This is a genomic window from Pseudoalteromonas sp., assembly GCF_036960685.1.
Lineage (GTDB): Bacteria > Pseudomonadota > Gammaproteobacteria > Enterobacterales > Alteromonadaceae > Pseudoalteromonas.
Window position 1 is genome coordinate 49,841 of the sequence record NZ_JBALXK010000025.1, and the last position, 22,248, is coordinate 72,088.

The 22,248-nt window shown below is 41.8% G+C and carries 18 protein-coding genes and 2 pseudogenes; 12 read left to right on the forward strand and 8 right to left on the reverse strand.

The window, feature by feature from the left end; genetic code table 11:
• Positions 1-13: 13 nt before the first annotated feature.
• From V7783_RS17530 to V7783_RS17550, 5 genes and pseudogenes are all read left to right on the forward strand, one after another.
• Positions 14-2,893 carry a TonB-dependent receptor gene (locus tag V7783_RS17530; RefSeq protein WP_335679817.1) on the forward strand — a complete coding sequence of 960 codons (2,880 nt, stop codon included), beginning with the start codon at positions 14-16 and terminating at the stop codon, positions 2,891-2,893.
• 20 nt (positions 2,894-2,913) lie between these two features.
• Positions 2,914-6,918, forward strand: a complete 4,005-nt coding sequence (locus tag V7783_RS17535; protein WP_335679818.1) for an alpha-1,6-glucosidase domain-containing protein — start codon at positions 2,914-2,916, stop codon at positions 6,916-6,918.
• Between the two features lie 110 nt (positions 6,919-7,028).
• On the forward strand, positions 7,029-7,571 hold the full coding sequence (locus V7783_RS17540; protein WP_335679819.1) for a PH domain-containing protein: 543 nt from the start codon (positions 7,029-7,031) through the stop codon (positions 7,569-7,571).
• Positions 7,572-7,890: 319 nt separating this feature from the next.
• Complete coding sequence (locus V7783_RS17545; protein ID WP_335679820.1) at positions 7,891-8,067, forward strand: hypothetical protein; 177 nt, start codon at positions 7,891-7,893, stop codon at positions 8,065-8,067.
• 203 nt (positions 8,068-8,270) lie between these two features.
• Positions 8,271-8,588 (forward strand): annotated as a pseudogene (locus V7783_RS17550) (hypothetical protein); the annotation flags it as partial.
• Positions 8,589-8,656: 68 nt separating this feature from the next.
• On the opposite strand, the gene V7783_RS17555 reads toward V7783_RS17550, so the two are convergent.
• The 4 genes from V7783_RS17555 to V7783_RS17570 form a co-directional block, all read right to left on the reverse strand.
• Positions 8,657-9,085 carry an ester cyclase gene (locus V7783_RS17555; RefSeq protein ID WP_017058392.1) on the reverse strand — a complete coding sequence of 143 codons (429 nt, stop codon included), beginning with the start codon at positions 9,083-9,085 and terminating at the stop codon, positions 8,657-8,659.
• Positions 9,086-9,720: 635 nt separating this feature from the next.
• Positions 9,721-11,502 carry an alkaline phosphatase D family protein gene (locus V7783_RS17560; protein ID WP_335679821.1) on the reverse strand — a complete coding sequence of 594 codons (1,782 nt, stop codon included), beginning with the start codon at positions 11,500-11,502 and terminating at the stop codon, positions 9,721-9,723.
• A gap of 79 nt (positions 11,503-11,581) precedes the next feature.
• Complete coding sequence (locus V7783_RS17565; RefSeq protein ID WP_335679822.1) at positions 11,582-11,926, reverse strand: rhodanese-like domain-containing protein; 345 nt, start codon at positions 11,924-11,926, stop codon at positions 11,582-11,584.
• Positions 11,926-12,114 (reverse strand): YgaP family membrane protein, encoded by a 189-nt coding sequence (locus V7783_RS17570; protein WP_335679823.1) that lies wholly within the window; start codon positions 12,112-12,114, stop codon positions 11,926-11,928. The genes V7783_RS17565 and V7783_RS17570 overlap by 1 nt, the downstream gene beginning before the upstream one ends.
• A gap of 97 nt (positions 12,115-12,211) precedes the next feature.
• Here V7783_RS17570 and V7783_RS17575 point away from each other — a divergent pair, with 97 nt between their 5' ends.
• Positions 12,212-12,517, forward strand: coding sequence for an ArsR/SmtB family transcription factor (locus V7783_RS17575; protein WP_335679824.1), 306 nt, complete (start codon positions 12,212-12,214; stop codon positions 12,515-12,517).
• Here V7783_RS17575 and V7783_RS17580 read toward each other — a convergent pair.
• Positions 12,510-13,187 (reverse strand): nitroreductase family protein, encoded by a 678-nt coding sequence (locus V7783_RS17580; RefSeq protein ID WP_335679825.1) that lies wholly within the window; start codon positions 13,185-13,187, stop codon positions 12,510-12,512. The genes V7783_RS17575 and V7783_RS17580 overlap by 8 nt on opposite strands.
• A gap of 181 nt (positions 13,188-13,368) precedes the next feature.
• Here V7783_RS17580 and V7783_RS17585 point away from each other — a divergent pair, with 181 nt between their 5' ends.
• From V7783_RS17585 to V7783_RS17595, 3 genes are all read left to right on the forward strand, one after another.
• Positions 13,369-13,821: a hypothetical protein gene (locus V7783_RS17585; protein ID WP_335679826.1), complete on the forward strand. Its 453-nt coding sequence runs from the start codon at positions 13,369-13,371 to the stop codon at positions 13,819-13,821.
• A 205-nt stretch (positions 13,822-14,026) separates the two neighbouring features.
• Entirely contained in the window at positions 14,027-14,908 is an 882-nt protein-coding gene (locus V7783_RS17590; RefSeq protein WP_335679827.1) for an ABC transporter ATP-binding protein, read from the forward strand.
• 9 nt (positions 14,909-14,917) lie between these two features.
• Positions 14,918-18,496: an ABC transporter permease/M1 family aminopeptidase gene (locus V7783_RS17595; RefSeq protein ID WP_335679828.1), complete on the forward strand. Its 3,579-nt coding sequence runs from the start codon at positions 14,918-14,920 to the stop codon at positions 18,494-18,496.
• 45 nt (positions 18,497-18,541) lie between these two features.
• Here the strand turns inward: V7783_RS17595 and V7783_RS17600 are convergent, their stop codons facing one another.
• Together V7783_RS17600 and V7783_RS17605 are read right to left on the reverse strand one after the other, a co-directional pair.
• A complete protein-coding gene (locus V7783_RS17600) occupies positions 18,542-18,916 on the reverse strand; it encodes a YfeK family protein (protein ID WP_335679829.1) in 375 nt (124 codons plus the stop codon).
• The gene (locus V7783_RS17605; protein WP_335679830.1) at positions 18,897-19,760 is read right to left on the reverse strand and encodes an endonuclease/exonuclease/phosphatase family protein; all 864 of its coding nucleotides are present in this window, start codon (positions 19,758-19,760) and stop codon (positions 18,897-18,899) included. The genes V7783_RS17600 and V7783_RS17605 overlap by 20 nt, the downstream gene beginning before the upstream one ends.
• A gap of 204 nt (positions 19,761-19,964) precedes the next feature.
• On the opposite strand from V7783_RS17605, the gene V7783_RS17610 reads away from it, so the two are divergent.
• From V7783_RS17610 to V7783_RS17620, 3 genes are all read left to right on the forward strand, one after another.
• The gene (locus tag V7783_RS17610; RefSeq protein WP_335679831.1) at positions 19,965-20,279 is read left to right on the forward strand and encodes a Bor family protein; all 315 of its coding nucleotides are present in this window, start codon (positions 19,965-19,967) and stop codon (positions 20,277-20,279) included.
• The gene (locus V7783_RS17615) at positions 20,276-20,629 is read left to right on the forward strand and encodes a Bor/Iss family lipoprotein (RefSeq protein ID WP_335679832.1); all 354 of its coding nucleotides are present in this window, start codon (positions 20,276-20,278) and stop codon (positions 20,627-20,629) included. The genes V7783_RS17610 and V7783_RS17615 overlap by 4 nt, the downstream gene beginning before the upstream one ends.
• A gap of 232 nt (positions 20,630-20,861) precedes the next feature.
• A complete protein-coding gene (locus V7783_RS17620; RefSeq protein WP_335679833.1) occupies positions 20,862-21,755 on the forward strand; it encodes an aldo/keto reductase in 894 nt (297 codons plus the stop codon).
• 196 nt (positions 21,756-21,951) lie between these two features.
• Here V7783_RS17620 and V7783_RS17625 read toward each other — a convergent pair.
• Positions 21,952-22,248 (reverse strand): annotated as a pseudogene (locus V7783_RS17625) (TorF family putative porin); the annotation flags it as partial.

Here is a 22,248-nt window from a genome sequence, read left to right on the forward strand (position 1 = left end):
GGGTAGGAAGCTCATGGGGAAATTTAAACTGAGTGCATTAATGCTCGCAATGTTTGCAGCCAGCAGTGCATTGGCTGCAGCTGAAAGTGAGGCACAAGCAACAGTCAATCCACAGTTAGATGAGGATTTAGAAGTTATTGAAGTAACCGGCTTTAGCCGAAGCTTAATTCAATCACTTAACCAAAAACGTTTTACAGATACAGTGTCAGAGCAGCTATCTGCCGATGATTTAGGAGCGTTACCTGATGTATCAATGGCAGATGCACTAACGCGATTACCAGGTATTTCAGCTGTAAGAACCGGTGGTCAAGCCGCCGAAATAAACATTCGTGGTATGTCGGGTGGGTTTGTGTTTTCAACCCTAAATGGCCGTGAGCAAGTATCAACCAGTGGCAGTCGCAGTATTGAGTTTGATCAGTACCCGTCTGAATTGATCAGCTCAGCAGCCGTGTATAAATCACCAAAAGCTTCGCTTATTGAAGGCGGTGTTGCAGGTACGGTAGAGCTGCAAACAGCCAGCCCGCTTGATAATGAACAGCAGCATAAGTTTGTGGTCAACGCTAGAGGCATGTACAACGACCGAGCGTCTGAGGTGAACGATGCCACTGAGTTTGGCGACCGCATTAGCTTTTCCTACCAAGGTAAGTATCTTGACGACACTTTAGGTGTTGCGCTTGGCTATGCGCGTTTATTTCAACCTAGTGTAGCAACACAGTTTATTGGTCTAGCTTATAACGATAATAAAGATATAGATGGCTTGGCAAATGATACTAATGGCCCTGAAGTAAACCCAGAAAATGAATACATTAGTGAAGGTTTTGAGCTCCAGCATTTAGGTGGTGAAGAAACCCGTAACGGTTACATGGCAGCAATTGAATGGATACCTGTAGATAACTTTAAGCTAAAGGGTGATGTGTTTTTATCACGCTTTGACACTGAGTCATTTGCCCGTGGTTTACGAGTGAAGTTAGGCGGCCCAACGGCCACTTATACAAACGCTCAGCTAGAGGGCAATTCAGTGGTTGGCGCCTCTGTTAATCGCACCTCAAAAAGCTATACCCGAATTGAAATCGTTAACGATGATAACCAAGATTTTGACGAAGTAGACAGTTACGGCGTTAACGCGGACTGGCAAGTAACAGAGCGTTTAAACGTCAATATGGATGTGTCTTTGTCGCGAGCAAAGAGTAATTTTCGCAATGGTTTATTGTGGGCATTGGTTGCCGAAGATGCGACAGCGCAAGAGCCAGTGTTAGATAAAAACGTATCAATAAACTATCAGCTTAATGGTTTAAATTTACCGGATGTCGGCTTTAATCAAGCAGCTGCATTTAGCGATATCGACCGGGTAATGGTAAGTAAATACGGTATTTATCCATATCAAAATGAAGATGAAGTAAGTGCTTATCGACTTGATTTTAAATACGAGTTGGATAACAGCTGGTTTAGCTCTGTTGAGTTTGGTGCGCGTTATTCTGATCGTGAATATAGCAATAACCGCTCTGTGTTTGAGTATGGTGATGATGGTGCGTTTTCAGCAAGCGAGCCGCCACTGCACTTAACTGATGACATGGTTGATGTTGTGGATTGGCAAGGCGAGTTTAGTTACTTTCCATCGTATTTAGCGATTGATGTAGATAAAGCGCTCAATGCGTGGTTCCCAGAAGGTGCGCCTACACCGGTGACCACCTGGGGTAACGCTGATGGGGTGGTTGACCCACAAGGTTACACCACAAACTATTCATGGACTATGTTACAAAGTGGCTCAGTGTATGAAGAAGTGCTTTCAGCGTACGCTATGCTTAATATTAATGCTGAGATTGGCAATATGCCCGTGCTGGGTAATATTGGTATTCGCCGTGTCGATACCGACCAATCGGCCACGATTTTAGAGAACGTCAACGGGGATTTAGCGCTGGGCGCACAAAATATTACCGATAGCATCGGCATTGTAAATCAAAACTATCTACCTAATGTGCTTGGCACTACTTACACCGATTACTTGCCATCGCTTAACTTAAACTTTCAGTTAACTGATAACACGCAATTGCGTTTAGCGGCGGCTAAAGTGATGTCGCGTCCGCCAATCAACCGATTGGCAGGGGATGCCAGTGCGCAGGCAGATAAAACCACCGGTAAAATAAATGGCTCAAGTACTAACAACCCATTCTTAAAACCATTTTATGCCGACCAATACGATATCTCTTACGAGCATTATTTTGATGAATCAGATGGTGCGCTTGTTGTGGCTGGTTTTTATAAAAATATAGATTCGTTTATCGATACTATTGCGATAGAGGGATTTGATTTTAAAGGCAATGGTTTTAACGTCCCCGAGTATATTGAAAACCCAGAAAGTGGCGAGCAAGTAGCCACCACTAACGGCACTTACACAACGGCGGTTAATAACGCCAATGGCGGTTACATTCGCGGTATTGAGCTTGCGTATACACAAGTATTTTCATTCTTACCCGCACCTTTTGATGGTTTAGGTTTTAACGGCAGCTACTCATACACAGAGAGCGAAGTTGAATCTATCACTAGTTTAGGGGGCGACACGACGACTCAAGGTTTACCTGGTTTATCTAAAAACGTGTTAAACGGCACTTTGTTTTACAGCCAAGATAACTTTGAAACCCGCCTTAACGTGCGCTATCGCTCAGACTTTGTTTCAGAGCAAGTGGCAATTAATGAACAAGTGGTAAATTTTGACGCCGAGACCGTAGTCGATTTTCAAACCTCTTACCAATTTACAGACTCATTTGGCATGTTGCTACAGGTTAATAACCTCACCGATGAACCCACTCAAAGCTACTTTGGAAATGAAAGTATTACTGGGACTACCCAGTACTTTGGACGTCAGGTTTATTTAGGTTTTACCTATAGCCATTAATGCAAATTGGAGCATACATAATGAATATAATAACTAAAATGACTCATTTGCTACTTGCAGTGAGCTTAACGTTACTGTTTGGCTGTGGTGGTTCAGGTAGTAGCGATGTAAAAGCAGGGCAAACTCTTTTAACGTGTGATGTACCACAAGTTCCTAACACCGAAGGGACTCAATGCGTTGATCCCGAGCCTATTTCTTGCGACGCACCGTTGTTTCCTGATGCGAACAATGAAAGCTGTATCAATGGCTATAACCCTGACTTACCAGACCCAGTTGTATTTGCAGGCGAAGGCGAGGCTATTTTATTTTATAAGCGCGATGAAAATGAAGGGTACGAAGGCTACCGCTTACATTCATGGAATACCGACGGCTGTGATGCTTATGCGCCACCGTTTGATGCAACAGATTGGGCTGATGGCCACGAATACGACGGTATTGATCCAAATTATGGTGCTTACTGGATTGTGGCACTCAAAGACGGTTACACCGAGTGCGCTAATTTTATTATTCATATTGGCACAGAAGGCTCAGGCAAAGCGCATGGTGATGTGGATTTAACCATGCCACTGATGCAAGACGATGAGCGCTTTGTACGTATGAACTTTACTTTTGATGGTGAGCCATCTGTATTTGAGTTTCCAGTTGCAAGCCTAGGTGAACGCCCGGTTGCGATTGATGGCGCATCAGCACATTGGATTGATTTAAATACGGTATTGTATAAGCCTAGTAATGAGCTTTCGCAAATCATCAAGTTACACTCATCTACAACCGCTGAGCTAGAGGTTGACTTAGATACAGGTTTAAATGGTGAAACCGTTGAGCTTACAGCAACACAGTTAAGTGATGAGCAAGCTGCAAAAGTACCTCATTTAGCTGAGTGGACTGCTTATCAAGGTAATTGGGATGCCTCTACTGCAAAGCAGCTTATAAAACAACAGCTCGTTGTAGCGGGCTACGATGCAGAAGGCAAGCTACTTGAAGCAAGTTTTGTACAAACAGCAAAAGCCCTTGATGCACTGTACACCCAAGGTGAAAGTGACGCGAATGAAGCCATGTTAGGCGTGCATTATAATAACAATGCAATTGATGTTTCAGTATGGGCACCCACTGCAAATAATATGATGATCAATGTATTTGACGCTGATAAAGCACAAGTGCATAGCACCGCCATGACGTTAGATAACAATACAGGTATTTGGTCAGTCAGTTTAGACAGCCAATACGACCGCCATTATTATCGCTTTGCGTTTGATGTTTATCATCCAACCACCAAAGCAATCGAAAGCCTATGGAGTACAGACCCTTATTCGTTAAATGTATCTAGTAATGGGCTTTATTCACAGCTGATCAACTTGAGCGATGACGACACTAAACCACAAGGCTGGGATGAGCGTATCGTGCCGACAATTACTAACCCAGAAGATGCGGTTATTTATGAAGGCCATGTACGTGATTTTAGTGTTCGCGATCAGTCAGTGAGCGAAGCAAATCGCGGTAAATACCTGGCATTCACTGAACTTGAAAGCGTGCCAATGCAGCACCTTAAGCAATTAGCTGATAAAGGCTTAACACACTTTCATTTACTCCCAGTGACTGATATTGGCACTATTGAAGAAGATGCAGAGCAACGCGTTGAAATCACTGACACCTTAGGTAAATTATGTGAGCGTATAAACGATGAAGCAGATGCCTGTAAAATCGAAGATAAAAACAGCACCATTGTCGATATTATGCAAAGTTACCTACCTGGCTCAGATGATGCACAAGCACTAGCCAGTGCGATGCGTGATTTAGACGGCTTTAACTGGGGTTATGACCCTCATCACTTTATTGCGCCTGAAGGTTCATATGCATCAAGCAGCGAAGGTATTGCTCGCGTACTTGAAACACGCGCCATGGTGCAATCATTACAAGAAGTAGGACTTCGTGTGGTACTTGATGTGGTATACAACCACACAACGTCATCAGGCATTTGGGAAAAATCTGTTTTTGATAAACTCGTGCCGGGTTATTACCACAGATACAATGAAGTATCAGGTACGATAGAGCGCTCAACATGTTGTGAAAACACAGCTACAGAACATGTAATGATGGACAAATTCGTTACAGATTCAATGGTTATTCTTGCTCGCGACTTTGGTTATGACAGCTTCCGTTTTGATGTAATGGGCCACATGCCTAAATCATCAATTTTAGCAGCGCGCGAAGCAGTACAAGCAGTTGACCCAGATAACTACTTCTACGGTGAAGGTTGGGATTTTGGTGAAGTAGCCAACAATCGTTTATTCACTCAAGCTAAGCAAGCTGATATGGCAGGCTCAGAGGTTGGTACATTTAACGACCGTATTCGTGAAGCCGTGCGTGGTGGTGCAATGTTTAGTAATAACCCGACAGATGGCAACCTAGCGGAGCAAGATACGTTACGTTTATCGCTGGCGGGTAACTTACAAAACTACATACTAAAAGACTTTAACGGTAACTCAGCAAAGGGCAATAGCTTTAGTTGGAACACCCAGCCGACGGCTTATGCGTTAGACCCAGCAGATAGCATTAACTACGTATCTAAGCATGATAACGAAACACTGTGGGATCAGTTGCAATATAAGCATGCATCAAGCATGAGTATTGAGCAACGTGTGCGTGCGCACAACATGGCGTTGTCTATTCCACTTATGAGCCAAGGCATTCCGTTTATGCAACTGGGTGCTGATTTACTGCGTTCTAAGTCAATGGATCGTGATAGTTATAATGCCGGTGATTGGTTTAATGCTGTTGATTTAACCAAAGAGAATAATAACTGGAACATTGGTCTACCAAATGCCGAGAAGAACCAAGAGAAATGGCCTGAGATCATGCCTATTTCTGCTAACTCTGATGCACAGGCAATGCCACAAGATATTGCTTATGCAGGCGATGTGTTCCAAGAGTTCTTAGCAATTCGCAGTAGCAGCCCATTATTTAGATTAACCACCGAACAAGATGTAATTGATCGTGTGGGCTTTCATAATGTGGGTGAAAACCAGCAGCATGGTTTGATAGTAATGAGTATTGACGATGGTGAAGGTCTCGTTGATTTAGATACCGCAGTAGATGCTGTTGTTGTTGTTATTAATGCGACGCAGCAAGCACTTTCACACACGGTACTTACGGCTACTGGGTTTGAATTACACCCAACTCTTAAAAACAGTGTAGATAGTAGCATGACGGAAGTGAGTTTTACGGCCAGTGAAACCGACGGCACGTTCACTGTGCCTGCTTACACTATGGCTGTGTTTGTTAAACCACAAGGCGAGAGCCAAGGCGCTGGCTTGAGTGCTGATGCAACTGTTGGTGCGCCAGATATCGTCCCTTATGGCAGCACTGAGGTGTATCTTCGTGGTGATTTAAATGAGTGGGGGCTCTCTGATCAATTTGAATATGTTGGTAACGGCGAGTATCAAATTATGAAGGCGCTAACGGCTGGGGAAAGCTTTGGTTTCAAAGTTGCTTCAGAGAGTTGGAACCTCGTGAATTTTGGTGCCACCTCAGAACAAGAAGCTGTTGTTCAATTGCAAGTAGAAAAACAACTTAGTTCTAACGGAGCTAATATTAGTTTTACGGCTGACACAGCGGATAACTATTTGTTCTCGTTTAATGCTTCAGATAAAGAAAACCCAACTCTGACAGTGGTAAAAATAGGGCCATTTGGAAATGTGTCGTTGTATTTACGTGGCAGTTTAAATGAGGCTGGTAGTTTGTGGGGGACGGACGATCAATTCACATACAGTGGTGATGGTTTATATACTTTTTCTAAACAGCTTAGTGCACAAAGTGATGCATATGAGTTTAAAGTGGCCACCAGTGATTGGAGTACTGTAAATTTAGGAGCTGGTGGAGATAGCTCAGAAGTAATATTAGGGAGTGAAACACCTTTAGCGGCTTCTAATAATAACTTGAGCTTGTTAATTGAAACCGAAGGAGCATATCGCTTTGTGGTTAATGCAAATGATCTCGAAGCGCCTTTTATTATTGTTAACTTACAATAAGCTTTCACTAAGATAGCCGAAGCCGAGTTTTATACTCGGCTTTTTTATTATAGTTGCATTCAGCCACAATATTCCCTAGGTTAATAGAATAAATATCAAGGAGGTAATGAATGTCTGAGTTAGCCCTGAAAACCGCCAGTTTTAACCCTAAAGTGAAATCTTACTGGATCACGTTAGGAGTCATTACCTGCTTAGTGTGTTTGGTTGGTATCCCATTGATTCCAATAGTAGCCTTAATAATTTGGATCGTGGCAGGGCGTATGCTTAAAGCAATGTCAGCAGTGCTCTTAGAGCGTAAGCTGGTGGTAAAGCGTGGGGTATTTTTTAAAGAAGAAAAGTCCATCCCACTTGAAAAAATTACTGACGTTGGTTTAAGCCAAGGACCATTGATGCGTTTATTTGGTTTATATCGACTAAGCTTTGAAACGGCAGGGCAGTCTGGCCATGGCGCATTAGTATCGTTACTTGGGGTAGTTGATGCCAGTGAGTTTCGCGAGGCGATATTAACGCAAAAAGACAATCTAGCCGAAACAAAACCAAGCAAGGCTAAAGCTGATGAGCCACAAAGCCAAGTCGAATTACTCCGCGCACTCACCTACAGTGTAAAAAACATCGAGCAAATGATGGTCACGCTACTGGATGAGAAAAAGTAAAATTAACTTATTATTGTACTGTGTTTCCACAAAGAGAAGAAAATGAGAAGTGAATGAGGGTAGAATATTAAATCAATTGACCAGATCAACTTAGCATGTAAGTCGTCATTTATGGCGACAGTAGTGTAATTTGAATAAGTCTTAACTTAATCTGTCAGGTGTGATTTTTAGATTTTGATCAAATCGGATAGTCGCATATATGCCATGAGCGGTCATTCAAAAAATAAATGGCAAAAGGCAAGACGCGACCCCATGTTCCGAGACGCATGTTCCGTTTTTTCTTGTCCTCTTGCGAAACATTATAGAAAAAGAGCTTCAAGTGAATTATTCACAAAGAGGTTTAGAGGCGCTGCGCTTTAGAGTTATCAACGTAGGTTGGTTTGAGCGCAGCGAAACCCAACGAAAAAGCCCCAACCAATTAGCGTTAATATTTTGCATGAACGGCTGTCTTGAATGTGCCAATAGGAAACAGTCAGCAACCGAGCTTGTAGAATAACTCGTTTTTAATTTATTTTTATTGGGGTTTAACCATGCCAATACTAAGCGCTAAGTTTCCCTCATTTACTTCTCATTCCCTTCTCTTTGTGCAAAAGATCTTTAATTGAATTATTCACAAAGAGGTTCAGAGACGCTGCGCTTTAGAGTAATACAGATTCTAGGCCCAGATATATTCACTCGGTTGAAATACTATTACCTAACAGCCACGCTTATCAACTAACGGTAGATTTAGAACACTGGATCCGCCGTAGAATAAGAATGTGCTACTGGCAGCAATGGCGCTCTCTATTAAGGAATAGCCCGCACCAAAGTACGCAGTTTAATGAAATTGGTTGTTAGCGAACGACTCGCCATAGCCTGTGGTATCACCAGTACCAAAAGTAGGCGCTTGGAAGCGAAGGCCCTTGTAGAAGCTCAAAAACAAAAGGAATTAACATTGCGCTAGGCAATAACTACTTAGCTTCACAAGGTTTAGCGTCATTGAGAGGTACTTGGATTAATATTCATTACGGGAGATGAACCGCCCATTGCGGACCCGCATGATGGGTGGTGTGGGGGCTGGAGGTTAGAGACCTCCGGCTACCCGATTAGCTGAATTTCTTAAGGTTTTCTTCCAACTGCTCTCGTAAACCTTGATTCTCTTGCTGAATCCAATATTCCGCTATTCGGTTTTCACTCACTCGGTACACTGCGCTTCCTACTGTCGAAAGCTCTAAACCTGTCGGTTCATAACCATAAATTACTCCCTCATGACGACCGTCTTGACGCCAACGTACGTAGACCTTTTGACCTTGAACTAAAAACTCTTCTATTGTGAGGTCAAAATTACCGTAGGCTTCTAGAAATTCTTCGACGTGTTCACGATAGTTTTCAGGAGTTCTTTCAATTGCTTCTGAAATCCCAGAAACAATCTGGTGCGCTACAACTACTGGGGCTAGATACTGGTCCACTAAATCTGGATTTTTCCCTGACCTTACTTGTTCGATAAAACCTCTAACCACTTCTTCCACTGACATCAATTATTCCTTCTATTCTGCTAACAGCTTATTGAACACCATTGTGGTGGTTTATAACACACCAAAACGGCGTATATTACATACCATGATAATTTCACCAATAATTACGTTTGTAAACAAGTAATTAAAACAGCTAGAAATTAAGCATGTTATTTTGCCCCAAAACGGCGTTTAATAATGTTATTGGGCAAAATTAGATTTCTACTGAAAACACAGGAATAAATTTAACTTTTTCAGTGTCTGCTTCTCGCTCATGGCTGTCTGTCAGATGAAGTCTAAACCTATTCATTTAATCTGTAAGCTCAGATATGCGCTAGTACATGTAATTAACGCGCTAAAGTACGACCTACGAAAATACCAGCACCTAGGAATTCGTTATCTAATCTCTTAACTTAGGTCTTTCCTCTAAAGCGCAGCGTCTCTTAATCTCTTTGTGAATAAATCATTTTAAGACTTTTGCATGTTTTAGCGAAAGTATATATCCGATAATCCAAGGTAATTCGATTAACTGCAAGGGATGCGCATTTCGATGGCTTCGTTGCACTCAAATCAACCCGGCGATCAGCTGATCGCCGGGCTGTTTTAATCTTTCACCTAGGAACTTTGTCCTAGCCCCTAGATACTTTCTTGAGCCTTTACCCTTGAATTACGGGCTGACCTGCTAGCATACGTAACTCTTTGCTGCGCTCAGTTTGCATAGAGTAAGACGCGGTTTTAATACTGCTTACATAGTTCCACTTGGCAGCGGCTTGCTCAGGGGTAAAAGTAACGGTTAAGTAACCACGATCGACGAGGTTGTTATAAACCAAATCATTAACCAATAGCGGGATAACTTGCTCCATTTGCGCGGTTGCTTCTGGCCCTTGGGTGTTCAGCGCTAAATACTCCTCAAGGCCTGGTGAAGACACCGACGAAGTCGCAAATTCAACCCCCGCATTTTGTGAGGCGGCTATTGGGTTGCTGGCATCAGTGGTTAATTGGCCCGCCCACGCATTATGAGTATCGCCAGCTAATACAACTAGGTTCTTTTGTGTCGCTATCGCAGTGCCTAGTAATACTTCACGCTCATAAGCATAGCCATCCCAGGCATCTAAGTTATAAGGTGCAGTAGTATCAACACGCGCACGCTCTGCATCAGTCACCGTTGGATCACCGGCTAGAATACGACCTTTAATTTGTGCCAGCTCAGCAAATAACGCTGATGCTTGAGCAAGCAGGGCGTTAGTGTCAGCGCCATTTGCTTGGCTTACTTGCAGGCTCACTAAAAGCTGTAGCACTTCAAGTGGTAGGTGCATCTTGGTCATTAGCACTTGCTGGCCAAGTACTTGCCATTTTGAACTTGAGGTTGTCATACCATCGGTGAGCCAGGTTAGCTGTTCATTACCTAATAATGCGCGTGTTGGCGAGCTAACAGCACTAACAAAATCGCTTTGCCCTTGTGCGCTAGTTAAATCAAAATCACCGTAGCTTAGTTGTTCATCACGAGCGAGTACACGGGTATCGAGCATATAAAGCGAAACTAAATCGCCAAATTCAAAGCGGCGAAAAATACGCTCTTTATCGGCAACGTTTCGAATAGGCATCCATTCAAAGTAGGCTTGCAGGGCATGTAATTTTCGTTCGCTAAATTCACCTTCGCCGTCATTATGATTTTCTGCGCCTTCACGCCAAGTATCATTAGTAATCTCATGATCGTCCCACACAGTTATAAAGGCGCAATTACCGTGAGCTGCTTGTAAGTTACTATCGGTGCGGTAGTGGGCATAGCGTTTACGGTAATCAGTTAGGCTGATTATTTCTTCGCTATTATCATCAGGTAGTAAACGACCTAGAAGTGCTGCGTCTTGTGAGGCATAACCGCCGTTACCGTACTCATAAATATAGTCGCCAAGGTGCAGTACAGCGTCAAGGTCAGTTTGTTTGGCTATTTCACCATACACATGGAAAAAGCCAGCAGGGTAGTTAGCGCACGAGACGACTGCAAATTTTACTTTATCGATACTACCCGTTGGTAATGTTTTACCTGTGCCTATAGGAGAGGTTTTACCGTTTGAAATAAAGCGGTAGTAGTAAGTGGTGTTAGGGTCTAGGCTTTGTAAGTCAACTTTTAAAGTAAAGTCACTGGCTGTTGATACTTGGGTTTCTCCGTCATGGACTATATTACTAAAATCTGCATCGGTTGCCGCTTGCCATTGTACTTTTATGCTGGTGGTTGCTGCGTCAAGCGGGGTTACACGAGTCCATAAAATTAGGCTGTCACTAAGCGGGTCGCCACTGGCAACGCCGTGATCAAAACTAACCTCAATGATTTCTTCATCATCGTTATCAAATGTACAACCTGTGATGCCTAATGATAAAACGGCAGCGCCAAAACCCGCTGCCGATGCTTTTAAAAAACTTCTCCGTGTAAACGTCATTGCTCTGTACCGTTAAAAGTAAAACTATGAGCTTATCCGACCAGTGTGACTTTTATGTGAAGCTGTGATGCCAGTTATATTAAAATACTTGGCAAATATTGTCGGCTTTACAGGTAATTACGGTTACGTTTTCATACCCTACTCGGGTGAGTGCTTCTGCGCTTAGCGTTGCTCGCGCACCACTGGCACAGTGCAAATAAATGGGTCTTGCAGGGTCCTTTTCAATTTCCATTAACTTCATTTCCAGCAAGCCACGTGGAATATTAATAGCGCCAGTCGCCGCCTTGGTTGCATGTTCAGCAGCTTCTCGCACGTCAATTAATAAGCCATGGTTTTGCTCAAGCTCTTGCTTTGCTTGCTCAGCAGTAATACGACGTTGGTTTGGCGTGATTATTTTCATTAAATCTGGGATTGAAGTAAGCATTAGTCTGTAAATCCTCGTTTGCGCAAAAAATTTATCAGTGGGCACCATTTAGTAAACGCTGTTTGGATCAGGTTTACTCCTACAAATAGTGTTAACCACATAAAACGGCTATCTACCAAGTAGCTTAATATGACTGAAATTGTCACCATACTACCTGCAAGTAAAAGAATACCATCGCTCACTTTCATATAAATACCTTACATTAGTTTTTTCTAATGTTATTTATATTAGATTTAACTAATGTAAAAGTCTATACTTTACTTAGAACGTTTTAGTGGGATCGTTATGAATATTGAGCAATTAGCGAATAATGCACAGCAGGCGGAGCAATTTTTAAAGTTAATGGCGAACAAAAATCGTTTGATGGTGTTATGTAGCTTGTTACAAGGCGAGTTAAGTGTAGGACAGTTAAATGAACGTGTGCCATTGGCGCAATCTGCCTTGTCACAACATTTGGCGAGTTTGCGCAAAGCCGATATGGTGACAACGCGCCGAGACGGGCATACTATTTATTACTCGTTGACCGACCCCAAGGTGGAGTCGATCATTGCATTACTTTACCAATGGTTTTGCGAAGATGGCGCTAAATAAAGGTTGCTATTTCATCCAGCGATTTTTTCACTAGAGCATGATTTGGCACGGTTGCTTCATCACTAGGGTAACCGGCAATGAGTAGCATATAAGGGCGTTCGTTGTCTTTATCGCGGCCACAAATATCAGTTAAAAAGCTCATAGGTTTTGGTGTATGGGTGAGGGTTGCAAGGCCCGCTCTATGCAGTGCCTGTATTAAAAACCCGGTTGCCAGTCCTACTGACTCATGCACGTAATAGTTAGTGTTTTTATCATCAGTACTTAATCCGCCTTTTTTTTGACTAAACACCGCAATTAACCAAGGGGCATGCTCAAGGTAAGGCTTGCTGGCATCAGTGCCTAGCGGCTTTAATGCATCAAGCCATTCATCGCCTGCGCGGCCTTCATAAAAAGAGCGCTCTAGTTTTTCAGCTGCTTCGCGAATTTGCTTTTTCACGTCACTTGAATGAATCGCTACAAAATGCCACGGCTGGTGGTTCGCCCCACTTGGTGCTGTGCCTGCGGCTTTAATGCAGGTTTCAATAATTTCTTTTGGCACCGGGCGGTCGCTAAAACTACGAATACTATGGCGGCGCTGGCTTGTAGTTAAAAACTCCGTTGCGCGCTCTAACATTACATCTTCGGGGTATTCAGTAAAATCATTAAGGGGTTGTTTATCATGTTGTTGCATGGCTTTACGCTTCTTATGAATTGTGTGTGATTATTTTTATACCGAGTAGCGAGAATAGGTGCAAGTAATATCTACTTTACAGTTTAGCTTTTCTTAGTGTGATTGTTTATTTATTAAACGTTGTGTTCACAAAATATTCAGCTATGTTTGCTTATATTACCGATCTAGATGGAGAGAGATCATGAACATTCAAGCCACTAATCAAATTACCCAATACCAACTGAACACTAAGTTAAACGATAGTAGCAAACAGCTAGCCCCTGTTCAGGCTCCATCACAAGAAAGCTTAGCGAAGACTGATAGTATTCAAATATCAGCACAAGCAAGAGCGCTTAGCGCCCAGCGATTAACGCCAGAAGTTCCAATTATTGGTGATGTGAGTCAGCCAGTAAATAATAAAGTGCAGCAGTATTTAGATATTCAAAAGTCACTCGCTAAGGCGGATGCCGTTGATAATTTTACCGACGATAATTTTTCAGTCGGTGAAGCGTATGTTGCTAAAAACAACGATACGGTACGTAATGCCTATTTAGCTAAAGACAAAATTGAACAAACGAATGATATTGCTGGCATCATGATTGATTCTATCGATCAAAATGATGAACAAGACGAGAACAATATACTGCAATACTAGCGTTAGTTTTATTGGCGCTATTTCAGAATTTAAATCATCTCTCCTAAAGAGTGAAACCAAGCCGCATTTATTGCGGCTTTTCTGTTTTCATTCTGTTACAAAATTATAACCTGTCGCTATTGTTCCTAACCTAGTGGTAATGTAAGTTAATCAACTTAAATAATAACTACAATTAAACACTTTAATCAAATACTAGGAAGTAACAATGCTATCAATAAAAGGGCTATCAAAAACCTACGACAATGGCGTACATGCCTTGCAAGGTGTAGATTTAACTATTGAAAAAGGGATGTTTGGGTTACTCGGGCCAAATGGCGCGGGTAAATCATCGTTAATGCGTAGTATTGCCACGTTACAATCTGCAGATTCGGGTAGTATTACCTTTGATAACATTGATGTATTCAAAGAACCACAAAAACTACGTGAACGTTTAGGCTATTTACCACAAGATTTTGGTGTATATCCGCGTGTTACCGCCTATGATTTATTGGATCATATGGCCGTTTTAAAAGGACTAGATAATAAAGCGCAACGTAAGGAGTCTGTTGAAGGTTTATTAGCGCATACTAATTTGTACCAACACCGCAATAAGGCAGTGAGTGGATTTTCTGGTGGTATGCGTCAGCGTTTTGGTATAGCACAAGCATTATTGGGTGATCCTGATTTATTGATTGTGGATGAGCCTACAGCGGGTCTTGATCCTGAAGAGCGCAATCGCTTTCATAATTTACTAGTAAGTTTAGGTGAGAAGAAAGTCGTTATTCTATCAACACATATCGTTGAAGATGTGGCAGAGCTTTGCCCTAACATGGCGGTGCTCGCTGGCGGTAAAATATTACTGGAAGGCAACCCAATTGCGCTTACCGATAAACTCCAAGGTAAAATTTGGCACAAAACAATGAGCCAAACAGAGGCGCAAGAGCTAGAGCAGCATCTACCTGTAATTTCAAAGCGCTTGTTTGCTGGGCAGACAATTTTAAATGTGTTTAGCGAGCAAGCCCCTGAAGGATTTAGCGCAAGCAATGCTAACTTAGAAGATGTGTATTTTTCTACTTTGCATCAGCATCGTAACACCAGTGCAGTGTAGGGGAATATCATGTTTTTAAATATGCTTACCTTTGAGCTGCGTTATTTTATACGTCAGCCTTCATTTTATGTGACCACGCTAATTTTCTTTTTAGCGGCTTTTTTTGCAAGTAGCAGTGATAACTTCTTGCTCGGTGGCAGTAATGTAAATGTAAACTCGCCATTTAGTATTTTGATGTTAATGAGTGGCTTACTTCAGTTTGCTATTTTTCTGGTGGTAAATTTTGTTGCAGGCTCTGCGATCCGTAATGATGAAACGAATATGGCGGAGCTGGTATTTAGTAAGCCATTTCAACCATTCATGTATCAACTAGGGCGATTCTTAGGTGCCTATAGTGTAGTCGCAATTATTTTTGCGTCTGTGCCGCTGGGAATATATTTGGGTTCAGGTTTTGGTTTACTGGTTGGTTGGCTAGACCCTGAGCTGGTTGGAGATAATAAGCTTCATTATTACCTAACGGCTTATTTCTATATCGCAGTGCCTAGCCTGTTTGTTTTAGCTGCAATTTTTAATGGTGTGGCAACGTATTTTCGTTCAATGATGGCGGTATATCTTACTGCGGTGGCTTTTTTAATTGCCTATTCAACGGTATCTGTTTACTTTGATGATTTAGCGTTTCGTTGGATTGTGGGTTATGCCGATCCATTTGCCAGTGGCTCATTACTTGATGTGACTCGTTATTGGACCGCAAGCGATAAAAATAGCCAAACGTTAGAATTGACAGGGGTCTTACTATTTAACCGGGTGTTATGGATTGCACTCGCCATCGTTATATTTTTTGCTTCAGGCAAGCTGTCATCTCGCATTGTTATCAAGCGCGAAAAGAAAAAGCTTGCTGCGTCTAGCTTTACTAAGCAAAAAGAAGCCGCATTGATTGCCTCTTCGGTCAATCACAAAGCAAGCGCAAGCTCGTTGAAGCAACAATTATTATTACGCTGTGTGTTTGAATTTAAGCATGTTGTGATTAGTGCGCCATTCTTGATTTTAGGCCTTATTACTTTAGCTGTATTAATGGTGCCTTTATTAGCCCCAATTGGTTGGTATGGCACTGTTAACTGGCCTGTTACTCAAAATATGGTAGGCATCATTCAAAACGCTATTGGATTATTAATCACCATTGTTATTGTGTACTACAGTGCTGAATTAGTATGGCGTGAGCGCAACAGTGGTATGGGCGATATTGTCGATAGCTTCCCCGTACACAACAGTGTGTTTTGGGTTTCTAAATTATTGGCTTTAGTCAGTGTTATTGGCTTGCTTTATGTTTTTAGCATGATACTGACAATTGTTGTGCAGTTAGTTAAAGGGCAGTTTAATTTAGAGCTTGGGCAATACTTATTTAGGTTGGGTTATTTTTCTTTCTTGCCTTTTGTGATGCTCGCTATTTTGGCCTTTTTTCTACAAATAATCAGTGCCAATAAATACATCGGGATGGGATTATTTGGACTGTATTACTTGGTTTCAATGGTGCTGAGTAATTATGGCTTTAGTCATAATATGTTCCACTTTGCCCAGTCGAGCCCAGCTCCTTACTCGGATATTAATGGTTATGGCCATTACTTAACTGGGGTGGCATGGTACACACTTTATTGGGGTGGTTTAAGTGTGGTGTTAGCTGCTGTTGGGCTTGCATTGTGGCACCGTGGTCCGTCGCAAAGCTTACGCAATCGCTTCGCGCAGTTAAAATATAACTTAGGTCGAAAAGGGCAGGTGGCAACAGCACTTGGCCTAGTGGTATTTATCGCTGCGGGTGCACAAATTTATTACAACACGCGAGTGCTGAATGATTTTTACACAAAAGATCAGTTAGAAGACTTGCAAGTAGAATACGAGCAAAAGTTTGTACAGTACAAAGATGATCCTCTGCCGATTATTACTGACGTCGATCTTAATGTTGAAATATATCCACAGCAGCGCAAAATGCTCGCCACTGCTAATGTGCTCATTACTAATAATAGTGACCAAGCGATTAAACGCTTTTTGGTGAGTAAACCAGATAACAGCCCGCAGTGGAGTGTTAAAATTGCCGGTGGCGAAATTACTGAACAATTACCTGATTATAATTCAGCATGGTTTGAATTTACCCAACCATTAATGCCTGGCGAAGTGCGCAATGGTGAGATTTCAGTCGAGCGCAGCCACCAAGGTTTTGCTGATAGCATTACAGATACAAAACTTGTTGCTAATGGTACCTTTATTGATAATTGGCGCTTATTCCCGCGCTTTGGTTATAACGACAGTTATCAATTGACGGATAAACATGAGCGTCGTAAACGTGGCTTACCTGAGCTTCAACGAGCCAATGAACTCGAAGATACTCAGTATTATAAGCAAAGCATGTTTGGCCCTAATGCTGGTTTTATCAATTTCGCAGCAACCATTACTACTGATGAGTCGCAATTTGCAATTGCACCAGGTTATTTAAAAAGTGAAACCGTGACTGACGGACGACGTACCTTCCGTTATGAAATGGATTCACCAATAATAAACTTTTATGCCATTTTATCCGCTCGTTTAGAGTCTAAAAAAATAACGCATAATGGAGTAAATGTTGAAGTCTATTACCATCAAGATCATGCATGGAACGTGGATCGTATGATTGAGTCGGTTACTGATTCAATTGATTACTTTTCTGCTGAATTTGGTCCTTATCAACATAAGCAAATGCGTATTATTGAATTTCCAGGTTATGAGTCATTTGCACAAAGTTTTGCAAATACCGTACCTTATTCAGAGCAAATTGGTTTTATTACTGATAACCGAGACAGTAGTAAGGTTGATGTACCGTATTATGTTACTGCTCATGAAGTGGCTCACCAGTGGTGGGGGCATCAGATTACCCCTGCTAATGTGCAAGGTGCTGCGGTATTGTCAGAAAGCCTATCGCAATACAGTGCGATCATGGTACTTAAGAAAAAATACGGGGAACAAAAGCTACGTAAATTCTTAAAGTATGAACTTGATAAGTATTTGCAAGGACGCTCGGTTGAAGCGTATCAAGAAATGCCGTTGTATAAAGTAGAAACTCAAGCGCATATTTATTATCAAAAAGGTTCTGTGGTGATGATGGCCATGCATGATCTGTTTGGTGAGGAGCGTTTAAATAGTATCTTAAAAGAGTTTAGTAATGATTTTAAATATCAAAGTAACCCTTATCCGACAACGTTAGATTTACTTAGTTATTTGAAACGTGACGCCACTCCTGCAGAGCAAGCGTTCATTGATGATCAGTTTATGTATATCACTTTATATGAGCTGACCATGAAAGAAGCGAAAGTATCTGATGAGGCTGATAGTGATGGTTTGTACACAGTAACTCTAACTGTAGAAGCCGCTAAAAAGCGTGCCGATGGCCAAGGTGAAGAAACAGACCAATCACTTGATGAAATGATTGATATTGCTTTATTTAATGATGATCCTGAAAACCTACAGGCTGAAGATTTTGTGCTTTATTCGCAAAAACATCGACTTGTAACAGGGACTAACACCATTGAATTAAAGGTCACTGAAAAGCCCGTTTATGCCGGGGTTGATCCTTTTGTTAAGCTAATTGATAAAGACAGTGTTGATAATCTGGCTAAGTTTTAAAGTTTTAGACGTACTGTTTTAATCAAAATTAATCCAAAGCCGCATTTATTGCGGCTTTGTTGTTTTTCTAAAAAGTATTAATTCATCACTTAACCACTTGTTGGCAGTGAGTGTCGTGCCATCGGCTAAGATCACAGTGTAAGGCTTACCACTCCATGAGCTTTTACTGGCAAGGTTTTCAATAAAATCATCTGCGGTTTTTGCATATCGTTTCGCTTTGCGATACTTCATAGCAAGGTGATCGGCCGCTTCTTCACTGGTATGTTCATCGCCGTTACGGATAAAGGTTGCCTTACTTTGCTCAATAAAACTGATTAAGTGACTGACTTCTTCATCTGCGCTTGCTGCCACACTAAGCTGACTAACACAGAGTAAAAGGCAGGCAAGAACAACACGTATATTATTGGGTAAGTGTTTCATCTATAGCCTCATTTAGGTGTAAAGTTACTAGTATTGGGTTGTGATCAGAGCTTTGATACTGTGGCACGCGGGTCGTGTTGATATTCACACCGCGAGTCCATACTTGATCAAGGGCCAAGCCAAACGCTTTAGTGCGTTTATCGTCAAGGTATAGCGCTTCTGAAAGGCCTAGTTTTGATAATGCGTTAATCACCACCGCTTGTCTTGCATCACTCCATGCATTTAAATCACCCGCAAAAATAATGGGTCCTTGGTGTTGTTGCATTACTTGTACAGCAGCATCGATTTGCTGTTCATAGTCTTCAGTACCTAACGTGAAATTGATACCGTGTAAATTTACACTTAATAATCGCTGCTGGTCCGCCATCGCATACTCAACAATATTGGTCGCTTTTGGACTACGTAGCCACGGCTCTGTATGTGTAAAAGTACAATGCACTGTTGCAGGCCATCGACTTAGCGTCATAACCCCTGATTGCACATCGCCACTTTTGTAGCCTGGTGAAAAACGCCAATAGGGTTTTAGGGCACTGAGACGTTGATCTTCAATCGCTTCTTGCAGCAATACAATATCAGCCTGTTGGTTGAGTTGTGCTAAATCGCGATATAAGCCCTGAATTTGAGCTTTGTAAATGTTCCAGCTAAGTAGCTTTAGCTGCTCAGGGATAATATATTTTTTGCTATACGTTTGTTGCCTGCTGGCAGCTAGCTGCTGGGCACATTGCGTGGCTGTATTAGCTGTTTCAGTAAAGCCTTTATCTTCATCCGACAATGGTGCTGTAGCCAGTGCTGTGATGCTTAGTAAAGCAATGACAGTAATAAAAGAAAATGATTTTATCTGCATCAATGACCTTAAAGCAATGTGACTAAAAATGTGGCTATAACAGTGGTACTGGGTTTTAGGCACTCTAAATAAGATAAAGTTCCTACAAAAGCTTGCCAAGCTAATGAATACAGCCTGTTGTCTACATTTTCAATACAGTTTCTTACTTTTTTAAGATCATATTCAGTTTACACTCTGTACCACTTAATTAATCAGGATAAAGTTATGCGAATTTTTTTAATTAGCTTGTTATTAATTGTACTCGCTGGCTGTTCGGCAGTAACAATTCAACCACAGAAAATAGCGAAATTGACTTCAGAGCCGACCTACCAAGATAGCCGTCCATTTTTTATGTGGGGACTAGTTGGTGAACAGCGTGTTGATGTAAAAAAAGTATGTGGCGATCAAACTGTGGTGCAAATGCAATCACAACAAACATTTACCGATGGTGCGCTAGGGTTAGTCACATTAGGTATTTATGCTCCACACACAATTAAGGTGTGGTGTCAGGAGCAAGCTAGCGTAGGAGTTGGGAAATGAAACAGTTAACAGGGTTGCTCGTAATTGTATTTATTGTCGTGTTAGCGGGGTGTACTAATATTCATTTTGATAACGGTGAGTATGATGATCTTGCAACCAACTATAAGAGCGAGCAATGGCATCATAACTTTGCCGCGGCCTTGTATGAAGGTTCTAGCGCAGTTGATTTATCTGCCGTTTGCTCTAATTCACAATGGCAAAGTGTGCATACGTATAAGTCATTTAGTAATGGTGTAGCCGAGTTAGTTGTTAATGAGGCAGGCTCAATGGTTAATGATTACACGGGCCAAATATGGTACCCAAAAACAGTAGAAATAAGCTGTGCTCAGGTACCTTATAAACTGCAATAATTTTTAATAGTCAAAGGTTAGGTTAAAGTTGTACTAGTTAAGTGATCTAACCTTATTTTTAACTCAATCAAATAGTTACCATAGACACTCACTTTTAATGGGTGCTTATTTACATATTGGATATATTATCTTTTTTCTCTATTAAAAATATATTAAGTTAGTAGAATATAGTTCACTCGTTTAGAGGTTGGCGTTTTGTTAGCATAGTGCACTAAATAGTTGAGAGATAATAATGAACAACGTAGAACGAAAAATAGATGAGTTAGTGCTTGGTTTTTGGCGATTACTTGATTGGCAAGTTTCTCCACAACAATGTTTAACTTTTCTTGAGCAAGCTATTGAGGCGGGTGTAAAACATACCGATCATGCTGATATTTATGGTGAATACGGCTGCGAGGCCGAATTTGGCAAAGCCTTGGCACTAAAGCCGAGTATCCGTGATGAGATTAAAATTATTACCAAGTGCGGTATTAAACCAGCATTCCCGAGTCTCGGTTTAGCAGGCCAAGCTAATCATTACGATTCAAGTGCACAGCATATCATTGCCTCAGCACAGCGCTCTCTTAAGCATTTTAATACTGACCGTTTAGACGTATTACTTATTCACCGTCCTGATTACTTAATGGATGCCGATGAGGTCGCTCAAGCATTTACGACCCTTAAGCAAAATGGCGATGTGTTGGAGTTTGGTGTATCTAACTTTAGCTCGTCACAACTGAGCTTATTACAGTCGCGTTTAGATTTTGAGTTAGTGACAAACCAGATTGAGCTTTCACCTTATGAAATGAAAGCACTCGATGATGGAAGTTTAGACAAATGCCAGTTATTGGGTATTAAACCAATGTGTTGGTCACCGCTTGCAGGCGGGCGCATTTTTGCAGAAAACGATGAAAAAGCCATTCGTTTACGTCATGTACTCGAACAAGTAGGCAGTGAAATAGGTGCAAGTTCAATAGATCAAGTCGTATATGCATGGTTATTAATGCACCCAAGCAGCCCATCAGTGGTACTCGGTACGGGTAATATAAAGCGAGTTGGATCAGCTGTTGCCGCTAAGCAATTAAAGCTTAGCCGAGAGCAGTGGTATCGTATTTGGCAAGGTTCTACAGGGCATAGCGTGCCATAGGAGTTGTAAGTTTTAAGCAGTCTGAGTTTAAGGTAAGTCTTGACATAAAATCTGAATTGATTAGTTTCTTGGCTTACCGCTTACCGCTTACCGCTTACCGCTTACCGCTTACCGCTTACCGCTTACCGCTTACCGCTTACCAAGATCGAGAAAGGGCCTTACGGCCCTTAGTGTTGCAGCAAGTAACACATTCTTTTTATAGGCTAAAGTCCATTGAAAAAGCAACGTAAGCCTTAATATCACTGTCATCCATATCGGTATCAGATAGACCAAAAGTGAAGCCATCTTTAGAGATAGATACGCCGTAGTCGATGATGTCGTCATCACCAATAAAGTCACCTGAGTAATGGCCTAAGTGTAAAGCCATTTCAGTGCCATTACTGCCTACAGCAAAACCGTAATCTGCAGTTAGGTATAATGAATCACCAAAGTCTGTACCATCGCCACTTGCCGCTGATGTTGCAAGTACTGATGCCCCGAAACTAAAGGCGCC

Excerpts from the sequence above, each read along its gene's own strand:
- V7783_RS17530 (WP_335679817.1), top strand. The coding sequence starts at position 14 with ATGGGGAAATTTAAACTGAGTGCATTAATGCTCGCAATGTTTGCAGCC.
- V7783_RS17535 (WP_335679818.1), top strand. The coding sequence starts at position 2,914 with ATGAATATAATAACTAAAATGACTCATTTGCTACTTGCAGTGAGCTTA.
- V7783_RS17540 (WP_335679819.1), top strand. The coding sequence starts at position 7,029 with ATGTCTGAGTTAGCCCTGAAAACCGCCAGTTTTAACCCTAAAGTGAAA.
- V7783_RS17555 (WP_017058392.1), bottom strand. The coding sequence starts at position 9,085 with ATGTCAGTGGAAGAAGTGGTTAGAGGTTTTATCGAACAAGTAAGGTCA.
- V7783_RS17560 (WP_335679821.1), bottom strand. The coding sequence starts at position 11,502 with ATGACGTTTACACGGAGAAGTTTTTTAAAAGCATCGGCAGCGGGTTTT.
- V7783_RS17565 (WP_335679822.1), bottom strand. The coding sequence starts at position 11,926 with ATGCTTACTTCAATCCCAGATTTAATGAAAATAATCACGCCAAACCAA.
- V7783_RS17570 (WP_335679823.1), bottom strand. The coding sequence starts at position 12,114 with ATGAAAGTGAGCGATGGTATTCTTTTACTTGCAGGTAGTATGGTGACA.
- V7783_RS17575 (WP_335679824.1), top strand. The coding sequence starts at position 12,212 with ATGAATATTGAGCAATTAGCGAATAATGCACAGCAGGCGGAGCAATTT.
- V7783_RS17580 (WP_335679825.1), bottom strand. The coding sequence starts at position 13,187 with ATGCAACAACATGATAAACAACCCCTTAATGATTTTACTGAATACCCC.
- V7783_RS17585 (WP_335679826.1), top strand. The coding sequence starts at position 13,369 with ATGAACATTCAAGCCACTAATCAAATTACCCAATACCAACTGAACACT.
- V7783_RS17590 (WP_335679827.1), top strand. The coding sequence starts at position 14,027 with ATGCTATCAATAAAAGGGCTATCAAAAACCTACGACAATGGCGTACAT.
- V7783_RS17595 (WP_335679828.1), top strand. The coding sequence starts at position 14,918 with ATGTTTTTAAATATGCTTACCTTTGAGCTGCGTTATTTTATACGTCAG.
- V7783_RS17600 (WP_335679829.1), bottom strand. The coding sequence starts at position 18,916 with ATGAAACACTTACCCAATAATATACGTGTTGTTCTTGCCTGCCTTTTA.
- V7783_RS17605 (WP_335679830.1), bottom strand. The coding sequence starts at position 19,760 with ATGCAGATAAAATCATTTTCTTTTATTACTGTCATTGCTTTACTAAGC.
- V7783_RS17610 (WP_335679831.1), top strand. The coding sequence starts at position 19,965 with ATGCGAATTTTTTTAATTAGCTTGTTATTAATTGTACTCGCTGGCTGT.
- V7783_RS17615 (WP_335679832.1), top strand. The coding sequence starts at position 20,276 with ATGAAACAGTTAACAGGGTTGCTCGTAATTGTATTTATTGTCGTGTTA.
- V7783_RS17620 (WP_335679833.1), top strand. The coding sequence starts at position 20,862 with ATGAACAACGTAGAACGAAAAATAGATGAGTTAGTGCTTGGTTTTTGG.